Below are 19,437 nucleotides of genomic sequence, written 5' to 3'. Positions count from 1 at the left end.
TTGTAAATAAAAACCGTTGACATGAATATCAACGGTTCTCATCAGTTAGTTGATATCTTTTATTCAGCGAAACTGCCACCACTCATTGCTTTCTGAAAAGCCTGTGGATTCCAGTATTCACGGTAGTTTACAACAAGACCATCGCGGAAGGTTACGAAAGTGGCATAGCTCATTTCATACGGATTACCATTACCTATTACTACTCCTGAAGCGCTCCACTCTGCGATAGCAACATTTTCATCATCGGTACCATAGATTTTCAAAGTTGGCAGTGATTTTACATCAATGTAGCTAGGGTAATCTTTTAAGTAAGCATAAAGTGCTTCACGGCCTTCAAATCGTGCTTGTGAACCTTCTGGTGCAAAAGGGAATTCAGCCACTACGTCTTCAGCACAAAGTTCTGTCCAGCCTTTCATATCTTTGGCAAGAAATTTATCTAACGTGTTACGAAGTAGTTGAGTAGCTGGTGTATTTTTTGAATTTTCCATTTTTCTTTAATTTTTGAATGTTATTTTATTAATTAATATTGACAGGGCAAAGTTGCATCACAATTAAGCTTTGAATTGATGCGATTTGATAAAAAAAACTGTTGATAAATATCAATGGTTCTGAATTTTTAAATCTCTTGTTACTTATATATTTACTACAATCTTTCCAAATTGCTGGTTAGATTCTAAATAATTGTGAGCGGCAACGATGTCGTCAATACTAAAAACTTTATCGATAACTGGTTTTAATTTTCCTTCTGCTAATCCTTTATCAATAAAAGTGATTGCTTGCATTAAAACTTCCATATTACCCATTACTTCAATTGCTGAATACCCTCTGATCGTTGGTGTTTTCATCAAAACATCAAATGCAGGAAAACTTGCAGGTTCGTGACTTAATGCGCCATATACAAATACTTTACCGTTTTCGGCTATTGAACTTAAAAGATTGCTGAATTTTGCTCCTACAACAGGGTCTAAAATTAAATGAGCTCCTACATTTTCTGTAATTTTTAAAACTTCAGTCGCTATATCTTGTTCAGACGTTACAATGACGTGAGCTGCGCCGGCTTTTAATAAAGCTTCTTTTTTCTTCGATGAAGTAGTTAAAGCAATCGCTATTCCTCCAACGTAGTTGGTCATTTGAATGGCTGCCAATCCTGCACTGCTTGAAGCGGCATTAACTACCACAAATTGCCCGGCTTTTAATTGACCAGAATGTACCACCATTCCAAACATGGTTAAATAACTTGTCCAAACAGATGCTGCTTCATCAAAAGACAGATTCGATGGATATTTATGTACAGCATATGCCGGCATATTAATATATTCGCCATAAGAAGCATAATTATGTAATGAAAATCCTGGAACAATATTAACAATATCTCCAACCGCAATATTTGTAACTTCAGATCCAACAGCTTCAACAATTCCTGCTGCTTCATAACCAATTTGGGCCGGGAAGATAGGATTCTCAATATACATTCCTTGGCGATACATCGCATCTGCTCTGTTTACACCGATTGATTTAACATGAATTCTTACTTCGTGAACTTGTGGAAAAGACACCTCAACTTGTTCTACTTTTAATACTTCTGGCGCTCCAGCTTCATGGAAAACAACAGTTTTAGACATTTTTGATAAATCACTCATTATTTTATTTTTTATAATTTTTTAATTATTTTGATAAAGCAAAGTTGCATCAAAGGCAGGCCTTGCGACAATGAGATATGATAAAAAAAACCGTTGACATTTATCAACGGTTTGCATCAAGTTAAAAAAACAAAAATCTATTTTATGGCTCGTTTCCTGATTCTACTGAGCGTTTCTTTGGTAATGCCTAAGAAAGAAGCAATCAGATGCTGTGGAAAGCGTTGGATAAATTGTGGGCCCTCAACTTGCTCCCATTATTGTGAGGGTCTCAATACGGTGAAACCAGGTCGGGATACCCTTTGATCAATTGAAAATGGAAGTTACCCATCATTATTTCGGTGGGAGTAGGTAACAATCGATTTACGGACATTCAGGAAAGCATTGCTGGATTAACACCACGATTTAAAACCTACAAGCTTGCAAGAGGAAATGAGCTTTTTGGTTTATGCTTGATCATTTATTTGCCTGGGTACGTGGAGTGCATTAACATCAAACAAAAAAAAATAGGTGTTTAGCATGCAAACACCTACAAAATAATACATTAAAAAATAAGGCTATATCCCAATCAACAGAAATTATCCATTCGTGATGAAATCGCTGGAATTTGAAATCTTAACAAAGAGCCTACTTTTTATGCACTCACCTAAAGCCTGAAAGAGAGGCCAAGAAAATAACTCTTCAAGGCATCGTGCTGGAGCCCATAGTTTAGTCCACCATCTAGCTTAATATCCGTTGCAAGTTCAACCTGCAAGGCGGCATTTAAAAAATTACCCCAATGATGATGCGAGAAATCATATCTATAATAAGTCTCAGCAATTCCGGTAACGCGATCCATAAGGCTATGTCCAATTGTAAAAGACTGAAGGATTTCTGTATGCAATCCGGCTCCTTCAGTATCCTGCAACCTATCCACCTCCATCTGCATGCCCACATTCCATTCGCTGGGAAGTTTCAGAGACATCGGTATGATCAGCCCACCTTCGTGGCGATTCTCTTCTTCCACATGCGAGGTCGGAAATTTAATATAAGGTATCACTGCTATGGCAAAATTCCCCTTATCGTTTCCTAAGAAATTCTGCTTAATGCGCAAGGTAAGGTCTCCAAATCCATGAGAACGTGCTATCGTTCCATCCTCTACTAACTTTTCCCTTTGGTATACAAAGCTTTGAACCACGAGCTGAACAGCTGTTGAATGAGTAAGTCCCAACTTCAGGTTAGCCTGATTAAAAAGAAAAGTATTAGTCAGCGCATTTTCTCCCGGCGCTCTTTCCAGCCTGAAAAGATCACTTTCATACTGAAAATGGCCGGCATCCAAAGTAATTGGAGATTCTGTAACATCAGGTCTTTCGGTTTCCATTTCCCTGAGTTCAGCTTTTGGAACCGGGCGAAATAGATTGTAGTGTATGCTTTTCTTTTCCTGAGCCCAGGGTTTTAAAGTTAAAAAAAGCATGAAGCATATTAGAAAGTATATTTTTTTCATTCGGTTATATCTTAGCCCTAGAACAAAAAAAAGTGGTCAATGTTTCCAGGCATAGACAAATATTGAGCAACAGTGAACTTTAACCGCTAGTTGGTGTGATCATCGGCTAGATAACGCTATAAATAAAAAAAGCTCAAATCTTTAAAAATGAATTTAAAAATTCGGTCGGTAAGCGTACTTTATTGGAATAAATATATCGCTGATTGAATCGAATCGCAGAATTAGACACAAATGACAGTATATGATGAGTTCGGGAAACTATTAAGACTTAAGTTTTCGGTCCATAAGTAAATGGATCCTTAATAGTCATTTATTTTTTAGAAGGTTGAAATAAATTGATGCCCGATGCCGAACACGATCAATTGATGAAATAACTAAATAATATATTTTAAGAGCATGCTGTTAAAACAAAAAAGGTCTCAACGTAAGGTCAAGACCTTTCAAAATTCTAGGTCAGTAACTGCGCAATTCTAACCATTTTTATGGACGAATTGATTGAAATTGGCGGTTTTTTTAATATTTTATGAGAATAGCAATAACCAATCAGAATTGGCGAAAAATTGAAAATTAGTTTCAGCTACCGTTGCAAATTTTTATTCTAAAACCTACCGCCCGAGAATATTTTTATATTATATCTCAATAACGTGATATAATATATTTCTATTGACTACCTTTGTCTAGTTTCAAAATGAATTCTTTCAAAAGTAAAAAAGATGAAAACGAAAATTGACGCTCCTGCTATCCTAACATTCTACATGGTCGCTATAGCGCTACGTTATCTCACCAACAAAACGGGTCTTTTAGACGGGGTATCGAGCGACTTTCTCAAAGTTGTTTTGCAAGGCATTTCTCCCGCAATCGCGGCAATGGCAGCATTCTACATCTTTAAGATCAAGCCGACACTTAACCTCAAAGGGAACTATAGCAAAACCAGCACCCCTTTTCTCTTGTACTGGGCACTCCCTGTTGTATTGATTTCTGGGGCAGCCTATTTTATAAAAGGAACAATAGCTCCAGTCACCGTGATCTCCATTTTGTTTTATGGCCTTTTAGAAGAAATCGGATGGCGTGGCTTTCTGCAGCGCGAGCTAAAACCCTTGCCGGAGTTTTTGAACATCCTACTGGTTGCAACCCTTTGGTTTATCTGGCATCTCAACTTTGATCTCACCAGCTCAAACCTGCTGTTCTTTGCAATTTTAATATTAGGGAGCTGGGGAATCGGAAAGGTTGCAGACAGCACGCATTCGCTGCTTGCCGTATCTGCCTTCCATTCGCTCAACAACTTTTTTCCGGCAATGGATACCATCAAAACAATTCTGTTGATAACACTGCTGTTAATTTGGGTAATTTCTCTCCTGATCAGAAAAAGACAGCTAAATAAAAAACCAGGTCAATCATTAGCAATGATGTAACTACTTGGGTTAAAATAACAATAGGCATCAGGCTGAATGTATTTAAGCAAACAAATGGAAACAATAATTATCAAACCTATCAACGAAATATGTGCAGTACTTTCTTTTCTTAAGGAAGTCTGCCACCAGCCAGGTCAACTACACCACTTTCCCCAACAGCAATCTATATCTGGCGACCTATAGACAGAACTCGGTTAATTATATCAGTGGTATATCGAGAGCGATACCATAAAACAGCATGACCCCATGTTTAAAAAAGTACTTGATCTGGAACGCCTCAGGGTAAAGGGCGATTAACGAAGATGGAGGAACGTTTTAAATATAGACACGACACCATCTTTCTTAAATCAATAGCGAACCACGGCCCGACACGAAGCAGGCATGCCCGATCGAAGCAAGCGAATCCCAGATGGACAACTTCTTCTAAACAATTCCTTACATTTTATACGAAGAATTCCGAAACAGGCGAATAAACTTTAGCTGCACCAGAAAGGTTTCCCTTAGCCGCTTATCGTGACGTAGTGACCACAGTCCATAAAAGCCCTTTCGGGTATGGAATCAAGCCAGCCAAATTTTTTAGCGTACACTAGCATAGTCATGTCAGTCTACCCCTGCTTCAAGAAATAGTTGAGCGCATCAGCTAATAATTCCTCCTATTCAAATAGTTTGATGATCAGCCAAATTTATGATTTTCTCAGGTTTGACTAATTGATATCAGTTGAACTCCACTATATGCTGATGCTATCCGATAAAAGGTAGGATCTCATTGTAGGCTTTTCCTGTCAACAGACCAAACAGGGCTAAAACAAATAACAACATCACAATTATTAGCATCAGGGGTTTATAGCGAAAAACGATACCCTTGCGTTTAGCATAACGATAATATAAAAAGGTTGCCAAAAGATAAATTCCTGTAAAGACCAAGATCAAATAGTTCACATCCATATTACTGTTCATTTTTTACTGTAACCGTTCTGAAAACAACATATAAACCGATCAGGAGTATCAAAATCACCGTACCTGTTTGCGTGATGTACTGTGCCACCCAGCCTACCAGGATAGCCACTAAGCTGATCTGCCCATCAGCCATGAACATTTTGCCGCTGAAAACATAGGCAGCGAAAGCCACAAAAAGGGTTAACCAAACCAAAGCATATACATAATGCAGCGGATTCTTACTCCATTCAACTTTATTTAGCATACTCATAAAATGATATTATTTAATTTCTAAACTGAACATTTGTTAGCAGTATTATTATAAGTCACAATATCGTGATATATTTTCAAATATCAGCATATAGCTCAAATTATTATCCATTACTTCATCCTAATTAAAAATAAAGCCTTTGCTCCTGGAGCATAGCATGAAAAACCATTTGAGGAGTGATAAAAGGCTGGATGAAAAAGCTTATAGGAAGAGCCGGGTTCACTCACAGTATACAGGCTTGGTTTAAACCCATTGTACTTCTCCTTTTCCACTACCCGTTCAGGATCCATAAATTCAAAATCCTGCCTGCAATATTGGTTTGAAAAAATCCCTGTCTTCGCCAATTGGATACACTGAAACCACCATCGCCACCAACAACATAATCATATTTAATTTTTTCCTGCTGATGAAATTCAAAAGCTTTACCTTTTTGGGAATTTCAAAACTTACATCGCCACTGCGAAAACACCAATATCGGTTGTCCAGGCAAAAACTTTTAAAGCAAAACTAACAAAGTAGATAAATATCACAAATATGTGATATATTTGTCAGGTAGCTCGAAAGGGTAGTTAAATTGCGTAGAGCAACAAGTTAATCTTTGAGCAAGTATTAAATTTGGCTGGCAACATTACCAATATATTTTGCACTATGATAAGTTATAGGCAAAGTAGTGCTAGTCGAGCAAGCAATGGTAATTCCCCAAAAACCTATAAAAATTTTTAAATGTTAAAAAGCAGAACAGCAGCCCCAATAGTTTTGTCCCTCCTTGTAATGAGTATGTTTATACAATCGTGTAATTCTCAAAACTTCGATCTGTCGTCTATTGTACTTCCGGTAAAGGAAAGTAGCATCACCTCTAAATTTCAACTGGAAGACCAGAACTTCCAGGTAGCTGGACTAGATGAGTATATCTCTATGGAAAAAGATGCCTTATATTTTGAGGGCGAGTCCCTTTATGGCAGTATAGACAACAGTCCCAATACCTCCTACATGGCAAACTTTGTTAAATTCTATATTGATAAAAAAACCAATCAAATCGAGGCCTATAAGTTGGAAACCAAAACTACGCAGGAAACCAAAAAATTAGAAAAGGCTCTGGAAGCAAAATTCGGAAAAACCTTTTATCATTATAAAGATCCGAGCATGACTTTCAGGATTTGGGAATCTAAGGGTAACACCTATTTTCTGGAAATAAATTATACCACCGTCTACAACGACAAAGCTTCTGTAACGGGCGATTTGTGTGTGGTGAACAACAAAGCTGATGGATTTTATAATTACTACATGGCCGGAGGATTTGGCTATTACCAGGATTATCTTCGAGCCAAGAAGGAGAACTTAAATAAAAACTATACTTACAATGATTTCCTAAATGAGATGAAGGAGGAAGGAAATGATTATTATTTGAATAAAATAGTGAGGTAGTTACTATCGGATCTAACACAAATTAGCATCATCGCTCATTGACAAATCAGCCATGAATTAATATAAATTCGGTTTTGTAATAACCATGCCTGACAACGAGCCTTGTTCATCTCATAATGCACGGTTGGCATAACATTCGAATATCCACTTTCGGGGATTTAAAAATAGACTTTTCTATGTTTTAAATAGACCATTAGGCGTAGGCAAGTTCAATAAACTGTTTTAGCGCTTTCTTAATTTCTTCCTGACCAGATGGCTGTTGAAGGTCTATCCCGCAAAAAGGATTCTCCTGCATCTTGGCATGAAGGGTAAGGTAATAAACTCCTCCCATCAATAACGCATACAGCGCCCTGAAGTTTTTATCACTGCCTTCAAAATGTTTGTCGAAGACCTCACTCAACACCTGGTTACCTATATCCTCACGTTTCAAATCAAGCGCTTTCAAAATCGGCAACTTCTCGCTGAGCCCCCAGGTGATGATCCGGCGCATCTCTTCATTTTTGATCAGACTGTCAAACTGGTTCTCCAGAACATTGTAGGCAAGTGTTTTTCCCGCATCTGCTTTGCTGGTCTCCACAATATCGCCGACTTCTTCCGGACTCATCTTCCAGTAGTCATTGGTATTAAGATACTCCTTAACCAGTCCCTCAAGGCTTCCGAAATAATCATAGATCAGCCTCCTATCTACCTTTGCCTTCTCTGCCACCCTACTGATGTTCAGACCGGAAAAACCATCCTTTTTCAGAATTTCCCCAAGCGCAGAAATCAGGTTTTCTTTGGTGCGTTCCTTATTCCTAACAGGTCCATCCGTAACTTTTCTTGCCATTCGATTTAACTTTGGTGCAATTTGCGATTTTTTGGGGCATCATCAAAGATTCCACCCACAGAAACAAACTTTTCTTCCATTTCGTTTAAGCGATAGGCCATTGCTCAAGGAGGGTCTAATTTGGATAAGAAGCCAAATTTTCAGGTTTAAAAACTATGTATTAAATCTATATCACAATATTGTGATATAAAATATATTTACTAGCTTTGCCCTTGCCAGGCAATTAGGGAAGTTTATAAAACTATGAATAATACTGGAAAGGTATGCCATCGAAATATTGGTGGCATACCCTATCCGAAAAAAAAAGACTAAAGCATATTTTCTCCATCACTAAACAATAAAAATTACAATGATAACTAAGAACCCATCCAACCCACAAGATCTGAAAACACTGACCAAACAAAGGGATTTTTTCAAAGGCCTAATCATCGGTGTCTGTATACTTTGGCCATGTATACTCGCAGCAGCTATTTATTTTTATTACAAAAAAGGCAACATAGCGTTGTTTCTTCCCGCAGTTACAATTATTTTAGGTTTTCTCCCAGTCTATTTACGGGTTAAAACGTTGAACGCCGAGATAAAATCAAAAGAACTCAGCTAACCCGAAATCAGCAAAACACATAACCTCCCCTATTCAATGAACAATATCCAAATTACTACGCTCCTTTTACTCTTCACAATTACGATAAGATTTACCCTTTATACCATCACAGGAAAGCCAACTCAGACAAATGAAATATCTACTCACACGATGTACAGCAATCATACTACTTTTTGAAAGTTGCCAAACCAGCACAGACAAGAAGCCCCAAGCGCCTACACATGATACCGTTTTTAAAGAAAGTGTTGTAGATACGATCAAAGCGATTGATAAGATGGAGAGGGTTATTTATCCGCAAACAGGCCATCAACCGCAGGATTTCTTGCCTAAAACAGGGGTTTATGAAATTCAATACGAAACGGAAGGGGATTTGAATGACGACGGTTTGGCTGACATCGTAATAGTGTTGGGCAATAAAAAAGATAAAACTGCGGAAAGACCAATGCTAATCCTGTTACAAAATCAGAACAAAACCTACCGCTTAGACAAGGTTTCAAATGTTGCAATGCCAATCGCATATAACGAAAATGACATTAAAATTTATGAATATGAAGAGGTGCGTATTGATAGTGGAGCATTAAATATCAAATTATCTGGCATCGGACCAAGTGGTAATCTTTCCAGTACTTTTAAATACGTTGGAAAGAATTTTGTACTTACACATATCAAAACCTACAACATGGGTGCTGGAAGCCACCATTCGCTTAATTATGATTTACATAAAGGAACATTAGAAGAGGAAATAATCAATACCATGGAAGAGGATATGCCTTCAAAATCAAAAACGTTTACGTTAGGTAAAGTGGATTATTTATTTGAAAATGCGTCGCCCGATGATATAATTACCGAAGCCTATAAAAAAATTGACAGCGGCTGGTAGATTTACCGCATCACAAAACAAACAGTCCGATCAAAACCTTAGCTCAAAGTCTGTACATCTCCTATTGTCAATCCAGTTTTGCATTGGCTCTTTAAGATCTTTTAGTTTAGATGAAAGAAATTATAAAGCCATAGTATACCGATCTTGGTGGAGAAACGTAACCGCCGTTTTTTTCGCGAAGAACTAAAAGATCTGCACTATAAGAAAAGCGATTGCGGCAGCAGGAAGTCTGGGCAAAATATGAACAGTAATACTAAATAGTGAAACTTTTACAACTCATTCTGGTCGTTAATCGTAATAGAAACAGGAATTTCGGCCAATTTTACAGCACCATTTTCCAGTTTCAATTGGAGCTGAACTTTACCTTTCAATTCAGAAAATAACTGATTGGTTCGGATCTTGATACCCACATTTTGGGATAATTTTTTATCATGTTCCCACAGCCCAAAACGTTGGAGGTACAATGGATTTTTCGTAGTATCTGCCAGCGTTACATTTTCGCCCTTTTCATTTTTAAGCTCAATACGCAAAATGAAACACCCAATTTTATCCACCATATCCGTAGCATAACTGCCTTCCAATTTTCCGGCATTTTCTATGGCTTTAACTTCTTCCGCAGACAGCGGATAATGGCTATGCAGCAACCACTGATTAGTTGGCTTGCGGTTGGCTTCAGTAAGGTCTGTAATGCTGGCCCGCATATTAGTGATTAGTGCACTTAAAATATTGTTTTGCTCGTCTTTAGAGGTTTTATCCTGAGCATCCTTTTGCCCGTTTTGGCAAGCAGAAAGCAGTATAAACTGCATAAAGATGATCATTATTCTTGACATCATTTTGCCGTACTGCTTGTAGAAATCAGCTAGTGTAAAGATTTTCATTTTTAATGAGTTTATTTTTAATCATATGTCTGGGCTTTTCCCATTGAAGTATAGCGAGTACCGGTAGCTGTTTTCTGTTAAGTAATCTATTTAAACATCAAATAATTGCCTATGGCTTTATCTATATCGACACGCTCAGCAAAATTTACAAAAGCAAAGTTAAAAAAATATATAAATATCACAAAAGTGTGATATAATTTTTATGATAGTATTTCACTTTAATTTATCTTCATAATAGGCATGCCATATTTGAGTAGGTAATTAAAAATGGCCACTTTCAATTCAAATGAGATTACCTCCCATCTTTCTTTGTTTAGCAGTTGCCTTTAGCTGCACGATAAACGATAGTTCGCATAACAGCTATCTTATTTGACCTCTATGACAAGATCACCCCCTTTATCCCTGACATCAAACCTCTCGGAATCGAGTAATAGATTCAGTTTATTCCGGAGACATTGTCTCCACATTTCAGTGGAACTTGATTTTGATAGCGCGGGGCGATGATTCATTGCTACCGCGATTTTCCCCAATTCTCACAAAATCTGCGATTAACAATAAGAGAAGCTGATTGGTTCGATGTTCCCCGAAAAATTTGATTTGAAAGTCTACAACATCGAACTGCTTTAGTGAGCGAAACGTTTCAGCGTATCTTCTTGATAAACAAAAATTAGAGGACAATAAAAAGGTCGTTTATGGTACAAATTTCATTGCGGTTTGTGGCTGACATGGGTTTTGAAATCCTAATCATCAGTTTGATTTCTAAATACCCGCCATCATATTCTTAAGTTAGAATTAAGTTTTTCAGCCCATGAGTAAATGGATCCTTAATAGTCATTATTTTAGATGATTGGAATAAATTAGAACCAGATATCGAACACGATAAATTTACGAAATAACTAAATATTGTATTTTAAGAGCCTGCTGTTAAACAAAAAAGGTCTCAACGTAATGTCAAGACCTTTCAAAATTCTGGGTGGCTGATGGTACCAACTACCTCCAAGTTTGTGGCTGATTTGAAGCGAGTGGCCGAAATGCCACGCCGAATGAACGAGTTTGAGGAACTCGGAAAACGGATAAATAGGCCCTTTTGGAGCACATTTTCGTACCATCAATCATTGAATGGTTTTTATCCCTAGTAGAGAAGATGGAAGTTCACTACTAGGGAATATTTCGATTAAATACTATTTAGTAGTGAGAAGCAATATGTTTACTCTATACGGTTTTCAGTTTCCCCGTTTGCACAGTCATCAATGTGCAACTACGCCTACTTCAGTTATTAAGTCTAAAGTAGAGTAAACGTATAGATTGAAAATTGTTTCCGATTGTGGTCATTGCTAGTTGTTGAACTGGTTGTAATACGCTTTTACGTGATGGGGAAATTCCTCTTCATAGAATGGATATGGAACACCTTCTAATGAAATTTCAAATTCATCGCTATCCATACCACTAATTTGATTTCCTACACCTTTGATTTCCATTCCCAGTTCATTTTTAACTGCTAAATTATTTATCGTCCGAGTAAGTATCAGTCTGTCTTCGGGATAATCAGTAACTAATTCAATGTCGTTTGTTACACAATAGGTTTTAAAGAAGTCATAACCCGAAGAAATATTTATAAAAGTTATTTTGCCAAAAACACCTCCCATAGGTGCATCTCCCTTTTCAAATTCAGTTGTCCCAATTTTATTGTTGTCCAGAAAAATGTCGTATAGTTTCATTGTTATAGTTTGCTGTCTTGCTAAAGTGACGCATAATGTTTTGCAGATTTGCGATGGGCGGGATTTCAGCCCAGATGTTCATTCGGAGAACTGAACTTCCTGTAACCACAAAACTGTCTGCGGAGAACGTCGCACCGTCTATTGCAAATGTGCTGTTATAGACAGCTCTTCTTCCGTTGTCCGTTTTTACCAAAGTTTCCATTTGCTCTTTTTTGTCAATGCTTTGATTGTTTGATTTGTCTTTGAACGAGGTTTTGTTTCTTCTGATTTTAACTGCTGGTCGACAACTTGAATTACCCAAATGTCAAAGTCACCTACAAACCCAAGCATAGAGTTTTTGATGTCGTAATTTATATGAACTTCTATGTTCTCAACCCTTTCAATTAAATGTGCTATTTGCTTATGTCGTATTGGAAGATACCATTTTACATTTGGTTCATTGTCGCAACTCGCATAGTTCATTACCAGAACTTCCGCATTCTCGAAGTCCTTTTTTGTTGGCTTGCTCGGTTGGTCTATTCTTGTTGTTGCAATTAGATTATGTCCATATTCGCTGTCCTTAATTGCTTCTAAAACAACAGCACCACCATAATTTCCGTTTTCAAGTTTAAAAGTCAAGCAGTCTCCTTTTTCAAAAACTGGTTGGCAAATTATTTTATTTTTTCTTGACTTTGCTTTTGGTCTTTCTGTTTGTAAGTCAGTAAGAAATTTGTCAAGTACTACTTTACGCTTTTTAATGTCTTTTTCGTCAGCATCAAGTTGTCGCCATACTCCAAGATCTTCGCCTGTTTCAATGACCTTTTTTACTTGGTCGAAAATGTCTTTGTCAAGTTGCTTACATTCCCATTGTGCTTTTGCCAATGCAAACCAAAAGTTATTACAATTGTCCTTATCGTTAATGGTTTCTTGATTGTCAGCAATTAAATTCTTTGAAATTTCTGACACGTCAAGTCCGTCATTATACAGGTCAAAAAACTTACCGTATATGTCAGCGTAAGTGTCGTTAGATGATATTGCTGTTCCCCAAGCTCCCATATTTCCTGTTTCGTGTATGTTCTTTAGAGTTTATACCGGTTTCGCGCTTGGCGCAGTGGCGGATTTCGGAGCACAAAGTTGTCAATACACCACAAAAGTTGATGCAGAGTAGAATGTGTGTGTGTCCAGTTTCCATTTTTTATCGCCTCTAATTTTCTTCCAGTCCCAATAAGTTTCATAAAATTTGTCATGTAAACAATCGTCCACAGGTTCAGAATTTTTATTAGGTTCTTCATCTATAACTTTTAACCAGTCCAATCTACATTGTCATTTTTTGGGAAACCAGTTCCGTCAAATAAGTTTAGCATATTGAAAACAATACCTGCTGAATTGTCCGCAATTACCTTTCTTAAAGCATTTTTTAAGTGTTCATTAGTGTCAGTTTGGTTTTATTATTTGTTTTTTTTGCCATTCCATTTGGTCAGGTAATGCCCTATAACTTTTATACCAGCCATAAACATTCTCCAATGTAGCTAGAAGTAGTTGTATTGGAGCCATAGATTTGCTGGTTTTGTATTGCTAATATATTAAATTATAGCTCATCAAAAAGACTTTATCTGTTGTTTGCTTTGGGTACTCACATACGTATAATTTTAGCCGAAAAGCTGAAGTGTCCTCTTTCATAATTATCTATAAATATACCAAACTTCATAATATTTGTCCTTACTAGAGTATTTCCCAACCTCTATATCGTAACCTTGCCAAGATTTGGCAAATACTTGTCGCTGTATAATTATTGTTAAAACTTAAATTATGAAAACAGCAATTTTATACCTCCGTGTAAGTACAGAGGAACAGGCATTGAGGGGTCATTCACTAAGGGCTCAGCAGGAGATGTTAACCAACTACTGCAAACTGCGTGGCATTAGCATTTTAAAGATTTTCACTGAAGACCACTCTGCAAAATCTTTCAAACGACCAGAATGGATGAAGCTCACTACCTATTTGCGTAAACACCAGTCGGATTTCCTCCTCTTTAACAAATGGGATAGATTTAGCCGCAATACCTGTGATGCTTATCAGGTGTTGGCAAACCTAAAAAGGCTGGGAACTAATCCACAGGCAGTAGAATAGCCTTTAGACTCAAATGTTCCTAAGAACAAACTAATGCTTGCATTGTACTTGGCTATACCAGAAATCGAAAATGACCGACAAAGGTAGTTTTGCCATTATAATTTAGGTTATAGACCATACCCAATATTTTAGAGCCGCTGCAATTCACGCACCCCGTTCAGCCCATTTCCCAACTGATTCCACCCACCTTTTCAACTACTTCTATTTTTTCCTCTACTAACGGTATAAACTCAACCTCCACGCCATCCTGCAAATGCCAGGCATGAGAAATATGGCAGCCATAATAGCGTTTGTCGTCACTTAGTATCCCCTTGCTTAGGTAAGAAATACCCAAAGCAATGATCAGTGCCCTGGCACCTTTTTGCGTTGTTTTCAACATTAATTTTGCACCTGGGAAATCTGTAAGGTTCAGCGGAATTTCCATATCATTAACATTGATTAATTCACAGTGTTCTCCATCCAGTTCGAAATTAAATACCATCAACTGTAGTACCGCACAACTAGCGTTAGGTATCACCCGAATAAACTGCTCTAGCTTAGTTTTAGAAAATTCCAGTTCGAGGATTCCATCAGACTGCATCTTAGCGCCCAGGGGTTGGAACAATAGCTTACTTAAAGGGGCAACAACATTAAACTCAAAGCCCCGAAGCTGGCCAAGGTCCCCGTCAACAAGCTTTTTATTTCCAGCATGTTCTTTGGGGATACTTTTAAAAATCTCCATCGCCTTTTTATTAAGGCGATTAACCAGATCCCCATCGGCATATCGTTTAACTAGAGGCGAAAAGGCCGCTCCGATATAAGCTGCCGTGCGACTGGCCGCTCCAAAATCGCGACCGCTTTTCTTGCTGTTCTCAGAAAGTTGATAAGACTTCACCTGCTGTCGCACCACTTTTGTTTTTCCCCGGTTGTAAAAAACAAGGTCGCCAAGTTTACCGGAAAAACTGATCATTCCATTTAATGTTGCCATAATAATTTAGTATATTAGCGTAATCAAGGGGATGACCAATTAAATATAGCATTTTCCTGCTTATTTAAATAATTGATTTCTTTACTGCGCCTACAGTCCACGTGATCTCCACCTCTAGTCCACCATTAATCTACCTATACTTAGCCTTTGCTTCGAGTATGACAGCATATGGTTTCATGCGCTATTTGAGATCAGGTTTATTTTTGGCAACAAGTGAAGATCCTGATCGGTTCCTGTGCGATATCGTCCTTTGTCCAAAAAATAAACAAAGATGAATAAGACTTAAATCTTTCTCAATCAGACCTTAAAGAATGATGCAGCATTTTTAAAGGAGATGGATTTTAAAATCATAATCATCAGTTTGATTTCTGAATGCCCGCCATCATATTCTTAAGTTAGAATTAAGTTTTTCAGCCCATGAGTAAATGGATCCTTAATAGTCATTTATTTTTAGAAGATTAAAATAAACTGGAGCCCGGTGCCGAACACAATAAATCCACGAAATAACTAAATAATGTATTTAAGAGCATGCTCTTAAAACAAAGAAAGGTCTCAACGTAATGTCAAGACCTTTCAAAATTCTGGGTCAGTAACGGTGCGTAATTCGAACCATTTTGTGGACGAATTGATTGAAATAAGCGGTTTTTCGAAGATTTTAGACGAGTAATTTATTCTTTAAGATACTTAACAGGATTAATCCTTGTAGCAATGAATATTTGCGTTGCAATTGCAATCCAAGCCATCGTGAAAGACAAAACACCTGCTAAAGCAAAATACCACCACTCTATAGATATTCTATAGGCAAAACTTTGTAACCAATCACCCATTATAAAATAACCCAGTGGAAAAGCAACTGCTATAGCGATAAAAATAATCCTGATAAAAAAAGTCGACAATAAAGAAATAATACCAAAATCGCTACAGCCCAATGTTTTCCTTATGGCAATCTCTTTAGACCGTCTCTCTACCATAAATGCAGCCAAGCCAAATAGACCAAGGCATGAGATCATAATTGCAATGCCGGCAAAATATCTTGATAAAATAGCTACCTTGTTTTCAAGTGTGTATTGCACCTGATAATCATCATCTAAGAATTTATATTCAAATGGTGTTCCTTCATTAAATTCTTTATACAATTTCTCAATATTTGCTATCGCCATCTGCTCCGATCCAGATTTAATGCGTACCAATATATTTCCTCCACTTTCATAGTCAATCTTAAAAAAGAAAGGCTTTACCTTTTCAAAAAGCGATTCGAAATGAAAATCATCTACCACTCCGATAATTTGCCTGTTGCCATAAAAATTCACTGTTTTACCAATGGGATCGGTAATTCCCATTGCTTTAATGGCAGCCTTGTTAAAAATAATTGCCGAACTGTCCGATCCAAATTCAGGAGAGAAACTTCTTCCCTGTTCCATTTTGATGTTAAGTGTTTCGATCAAACCAAAATCAACATCCAGGTAATCAAATTTTGTGTTCTTTTGATCTAATGACTGTCCATCCCATGAAAGTCCACCTGAACGGGAACTAACGCCACCAGCCAAACTTCCATACATATAGGATGCATTGACTACTCCTGGGGTATTTTTCAGTTGTGAGATGAAGGATTTAAAATTCTTTTCCAATTTGCCCTGTTTGGCAAACGAAATGATATTGTCTTTTTCATAACCGAGATTTTTATTCTGTGCAAACTTTATCTGGTTGTAGGTAACCAGAACAGATATAATTAAGACAATCGATACGATAAACTGAAACACTACTAATCCTTTTCTGGTCAATAGTTCACCTTTTGAACTGCTTAGCCTTCCCTTAAGCGCATTTCTAGGGTTAAATCCAGATAGATAAAAAGCTGGATAACTACCAGCAACTAGACCTGTAAAAATACTTATGCCCAAAAGTGTTAATATTAGCTTTAGGTCAAAATGCAGGCTAAGGGATTTGCCGGTTATAGCATTAAACTGTGGCAGTAATAATTCAGTAGCGAGCAAGGCAACGAATAGTGAAATAAATGTCAGCAGCATTGATTCTCCAATATATTGAACCATGAGCGCACCTCTTTTTGCTCCCATCACTTTTTTTATACCTACCTCTTTCATTCTCCTAGAAACCTTTGCGGTAGATAGGTTCATGAAGTTGATGCATGCAATGCCAAGTACAAACAATGAGATAACTCCAAACAGACGTACATATACCATTCTTCCTGCTACAGGAATGCCGTTTTCATAACTGCCAAAAAGATACCTTTCCGAAAAGCGCTGTACAAAAAGGGTTTCGTTCGAATTTTTTCTTTTTGTCAGCAGTAATTGCGTAATGGCCTTGTTTACATTATCAACATCCGCATCCTTCTTTAAAATTACAAATGTTGAGGGACCGCCATTTGACCAATCTTTTACTTCAGGTCTTCTTTCCAGAAACAGTTCGTAGCTGAACAATATATCGAACTGTTTTGAAGCGTTTGATGGAGACTTGAATATTCCCGATATGATATATTGTCCATCGAAATATTCATTCTCAAAAGATATAGTTTTCCCAATGATGTCTTTCGTTGTCTTAAATAATTTAAGCGCCATTCCTTCTGAAATCGAAACTGCACTTTTGTTCAACAATACGGTATTCTTATCTCCTTCAATAAACTGATAGGTAAAAACATTGAAATAGTCTTTGTCGGCAAATTGAGGGTTGGCATAACTTTTTGATACTCCATCTGAAAGTACACCCTTATAGCTGATATTGGGAGTTACAACTGCCACCGCATGTTCAACTGCAGGAATTGACGATCCAAGACTACGTGCTAAAAGCCCTGGGGTATATTCTTCGGTGTTTATCGTATTGTTAAGTGGTTCATTTCTCATCACCTGATAGAGCTGAGTATCTTTCTCATTGAACTTATCAATGCTTAATTCGTCTTCTATCCAAAAATAGATCAGTAGTGTACTTGCCAATCCTACAGACAAGCCGATGAGGTTGATGAAGAACGAAATCTTAAACCGCTTAAAATTTCTATAGATAAGAAGTAGATTGTGTGCAAGCATAGACTTAATTATTTAAAATACCAGGATAGTTGAAGTATACTGGCCTTAACTCTTATGCCGTCCTTCCCCAATTTTATGCCAAACAAATTTTATTACCATTGTAGCCAATAAACGATATAACACGCTATTTCTTTTAATTTAATGTTCAATTCCGTGCACCATGCTGATCGATATTGAACGCTTTTTGAAATGGTGGGGCGGGGAGGAGGAAGCAAGCAATAATAAAATTATAACGCAAGCTTCTGTCGAAGTTAATAGCATCGAACCAAAAATTCGGAACTTAAAAATTACAACACTCTCATTAAAAGGATATTAAAAAAATGTTTTAAGAATTGATTTACTTTTGCACCATCAGGGTACCCCTATAGGGCTCGAACCAAAAATCTGCCTCTATCGCCTCTATTCAACGATTTTAAAATCTCATAAAAACAAAAAAGCCCTTTAAGATAACTTAAAGGGCTCACGGGGTGGCTGATGGGGCTCGAACCCACGACCCTCGGCACCACAAACCAATACTCTAACCAACTGAGCTACAACCACCGTATTTTTTAGTGTCACAAAAGTACGATTTTTACCAATCCCTGCAAATATTTTTATTAAAGAATTAACAACAAACTTTTAATTGCTTAAAATTCAATTATTTGAAATGAAAATAATTTTTCACATCCACATAAAACAACCAGTTTTAAACCTAAAAACATAACTTTACACCGTTTATGATTGAGATTTATACAGACGGAGCAGCTAGCGGAAACCCCGGACCAGGTGGCTGGGGAACCATTTTAAGAGCAGGACAACACTATAAGGAACTGAGCGGCGGTTTCAGAATGACAACCAATAACCGCATGGAATTACTCGCCGTAATTAAAGGCCTGGAAGCGCTGAAAAGTCTAAACCAGGAAGTAACGGTTTACTCCGATTCAAAATATGTAGTAGATGCAGTAGAAAAAAAATGGCTTTTCGGTTGGGTAACTAAAAATTTTAAGGATAAAAAAAACAAGGACCTCTGGATCCGTTTCCTCGAATTATACAAACTGCATAAGGTGAAATTCATTTGGATTAAAGGGCACAATGATCATCCTGAAAACGAGCGTTGCGACAGGCTAGCCGTGTTTGCCTCAAAAGACAAGCAAAACCTCGCCATAGATACTTTTTTTGAGGCAGAGCGTGCCCGTTCCTGATCAACACATCCGATGAAACTTATCACCTATTAAATCCAAGTCCTTTTGATACAGTCATGTCGCCCTTCAATAAGGAGA

At 37.4% G+C, this 19,437-nt stretch carries 15 protein-coding genes and 1 tRNA gene; 5 read left to right on the top strand and 11 right to left on the bottom strand.

All coding sequences use genetic code 11. From position 1 onward, the window contains the following. Positions 1 to 59: 59 nt before the first annotated feature. The 3 genes from SOM16_RS07505 to SOM16_RS07495 all read right to left on the bottom strand — a co-directional run bounded on the left by SOM16_RS07505 (position 60) and on the right by SOM16_RS07495 (position 3,120). Positions 60 to 488, bottom strand: a complete 429-nt coding sequence (locus SOM16_RS07505; protein ID WP_320463374.1) for a nuclear transport factor 2 family protein — start codon at positions 486 to 488, stop codon at positions 60 to 62. 144 nt (positions 489 to 632) lie between these two features. Continuing rightward, positions 633 to 1,640 carry a zinc-dependent alcohol dehydrogenase family protein gene (locus tag SOM16_RS07500; RefSeq protein WP_320463373.1) on the bottom strand — a complete coding sequence of 336 codons (1,008 nt, stop codon included), beginning with the start codon at positions 1,638 to 1,640 and terminating at the stop codon, positions 633 to 635. A 643-nt stretch (positions 1,641 to 2,283) separates the two neighbouring features. Continuing rightward, a complete protein-coding gene (locus SOM16_RS07495) occupies positions 2,284 to 3,120 on the bottom strand; it encodes a transporter (protein WP_320463372.1) in 837 nt (278 codons plus the stop codon). 713 nt (positions 3,121 to 3,833) lie between these two features. Between SOM16_RS07495 and SOM16_RS07490 the strand changes: the two genes are divergently transcribed. After that, entirely contained in the window at positions 3,834 to 4,532 is a 699-nt protein-coding gene (locus tag SOM16_RS07490) for a CPBP family intramembrane glutamic endopeptidase (protein ID WP_320463371.1), read from the top strand. 946 nt (positions 4,533 to 5,478) lie between these two features. Here the strand turns inward: SOM16_RS07490 and SOM16_RS07485 are convergent. Next, positions 5,479 to 5,739, bottom strand: coding sequence for a hypothetical protein (locus SOM16_RS07485; protein WP_320463370.1), 261 nt, complete (start codon positions 5,737 to 5,739; stop codon positions 5,479 to 5,481). A gap of 723 nt (positions 5,740 to 6,462) precedes the next feature. On the opposite strand from SOM16_RS07485, the gene SOM16_RS07480 reads away from it, so the two are divergent. Next, positions 6,463 to 7,164 (top strand): hypothetical protein, encoded by a 702-nt coding sequence (locus SOM16_RS07480; RefSeq protein ID WP_320463369.1) that lies wholly within the window; start codon positions 6,463 to 6,465, stop codon positions 7,162 to 7,164. 193 nt (positions 7,165 to 7,357) lie between these two features. Here the strand turns inward: SOM16_RS07480 and SOM16_RS07475 are convergent, their stop codons facing one another. Beyond that, complete coding sequence (locus SOM16_RS07475; RefSeq protein ID WP_320463368.1) at positions 7,358 to 7,990, bottom strand: TetR/AcrR family transcriptional regulator; 633 nt, start codon at positions 7,988 to 7,990, stop codon at positions 7,358 to 7,360. Positions 7,991 to 8,721: 731 nt separating this feature from the next. On the opposite strand from SOM16_RS07475, the gene SOM16_RS07470 reads away from it, so the two are divergent. Beyond that, positions 8,722 to 9,471, top strand: coding sequence for a hypothetical protein (locus tag SOM16_RS07470; RefSeq protein WP_320463367.1), 750 nt, complete (start codon positions 8,722 to 8,724; stop codon positions 9,469 to 9,471). Positions 9,472 to 9,740: 269 nt separating this feature from the next. On the opposite strand, the gene SOM16_RS07465 is transcribed toward SOM16_RS07470, so the two are convergent. The 3 genes from SOM16_RS07465 to SOM16_RS07455 all read right to left on the bottom strand — a co-directional run bounded on the left by SOM16_RS07465 (position 9,741) and on the right by SOM16_RS07455 (position 13,102). Beyond that, complete coding sequence (locus SOM16_RS07465; protein WP_320463366.1) at positions 9,741 to 10,349, bottom strand: hypothetical protein; 609 nt, start codon at positions 10,347 to 10,349, stop codon at positions 9,741 to 9,743. A 1,334-nt stretch (positions 10,350 to 11,683) separates the two neighbouring features. Beyond that, positions 11,684 to 12,067: a hypothetical protein gene (locus tag SOM16_RS07460; protein ID WP_320463365.1), complete on the bottom strand. Its 384-nt coding sequence runs from the start codon at positions 12,065 to 12,067 to the stop codon at positions 11,684 to 11,686. 186 nt (positions 12,068 to 12,253) lie between these two features. After that, positions 12,254 to 13,102 (bottom strand): hypothetical protein, encoded by an 849-nt coding sequence (locus SOM16_RS07455; protein ID WP_320463364.1) that lies wholly within the window; start codon positions 13,100 to 13,102, stop codon positions 12,254 to 12,256. 753 nt (positions 13,103 to 13,855) lie between these two features. Between SOM16_RS07455 and SOM16_RS07450 the strand changes: the two genes are divergently transcribed. Beyond that, positions 13,856 to 14,176: a recombinase family protein gene (locus tag SOM16_RS07450; RefSeq protein WP_320463363.1), complete on the top strand. Its 321-nt coding sequence runs from the start codon at positions 13,856 to 13,858 to the stop codon at positions 14,174 to 14,176. A gap of 157 nt (positions 14,177 to 14,333) precedes the next feature. Here the strand turns inward: SOM16_RS07450 and SOM16_RS07445 are convergent, their stop codons facing one another. The 3 genes from SOM16_RS07445 to SOM16_RS07435 all read right to left on the bottom strand — a co-directional run bounded on the left by SOM16_RS07445 (position 14,334) and on the right by SOM16_RS07435 (position 18,718). Further along, complete coding sequence (locus tag SOM16_RS07445) at positions 14,334 to 15,143, bottom strand: hypothetical protein (RefSeq protein ID WP_320463362.1); 810 nt, start codon at positions 15,141 to 15,143, stop codon at positions 14,334 to 14,336. A 668-nt stretch (positions 15,144 to 15,811) separates the two neighbouring features. After that, positions 15,812 to 18,178, bottom strand: coding sequence for an ABC transporter permease (locus SOM16_RS07440; protein ID WP_320463361.1), 2,367 nt, complete (start codon positions 18,176 to 18,178; stop codon positions 15,812 to 15,814). A 466-nt stretch (positions 18,179 to 18,644) separates the two neighbouring features. Beyond that, positions 18,645 to 18,718 (bottom strand) — tRNA-His (locus SOM16_RS07435). Between the two features lie 176 nt (positions 18,719 to 18,894). Here SOM16_RS07435 and rnhA point away from each other — a divergent pair. Further along, entirely contained in the window at positions 18,895 to 19,359 is a 465-nt protein-coding gene (gene rnhA / locus SOM16_RS07430) for a ribonuclease HI (RefSeq protein ID WP_320463360.1), read from the top strand. The last annotated feature ends 78 nt before the right edge of the window (positions 19,360 to 19,437 follow it).

Source organism: Pedobacter sp. CFBP9032 (genome assembly GCF_034045265.1).
Lineage (GTDB): Bacteria > Bacteroidota > Bacteroidia > Sphingobacteriales > Sphingobacteriaceae > Pedobacter.
Note: the sequence above shows the minus strand (reverse complement) of the source record. Positions and strands in the feature narration are given on the sequence as shown.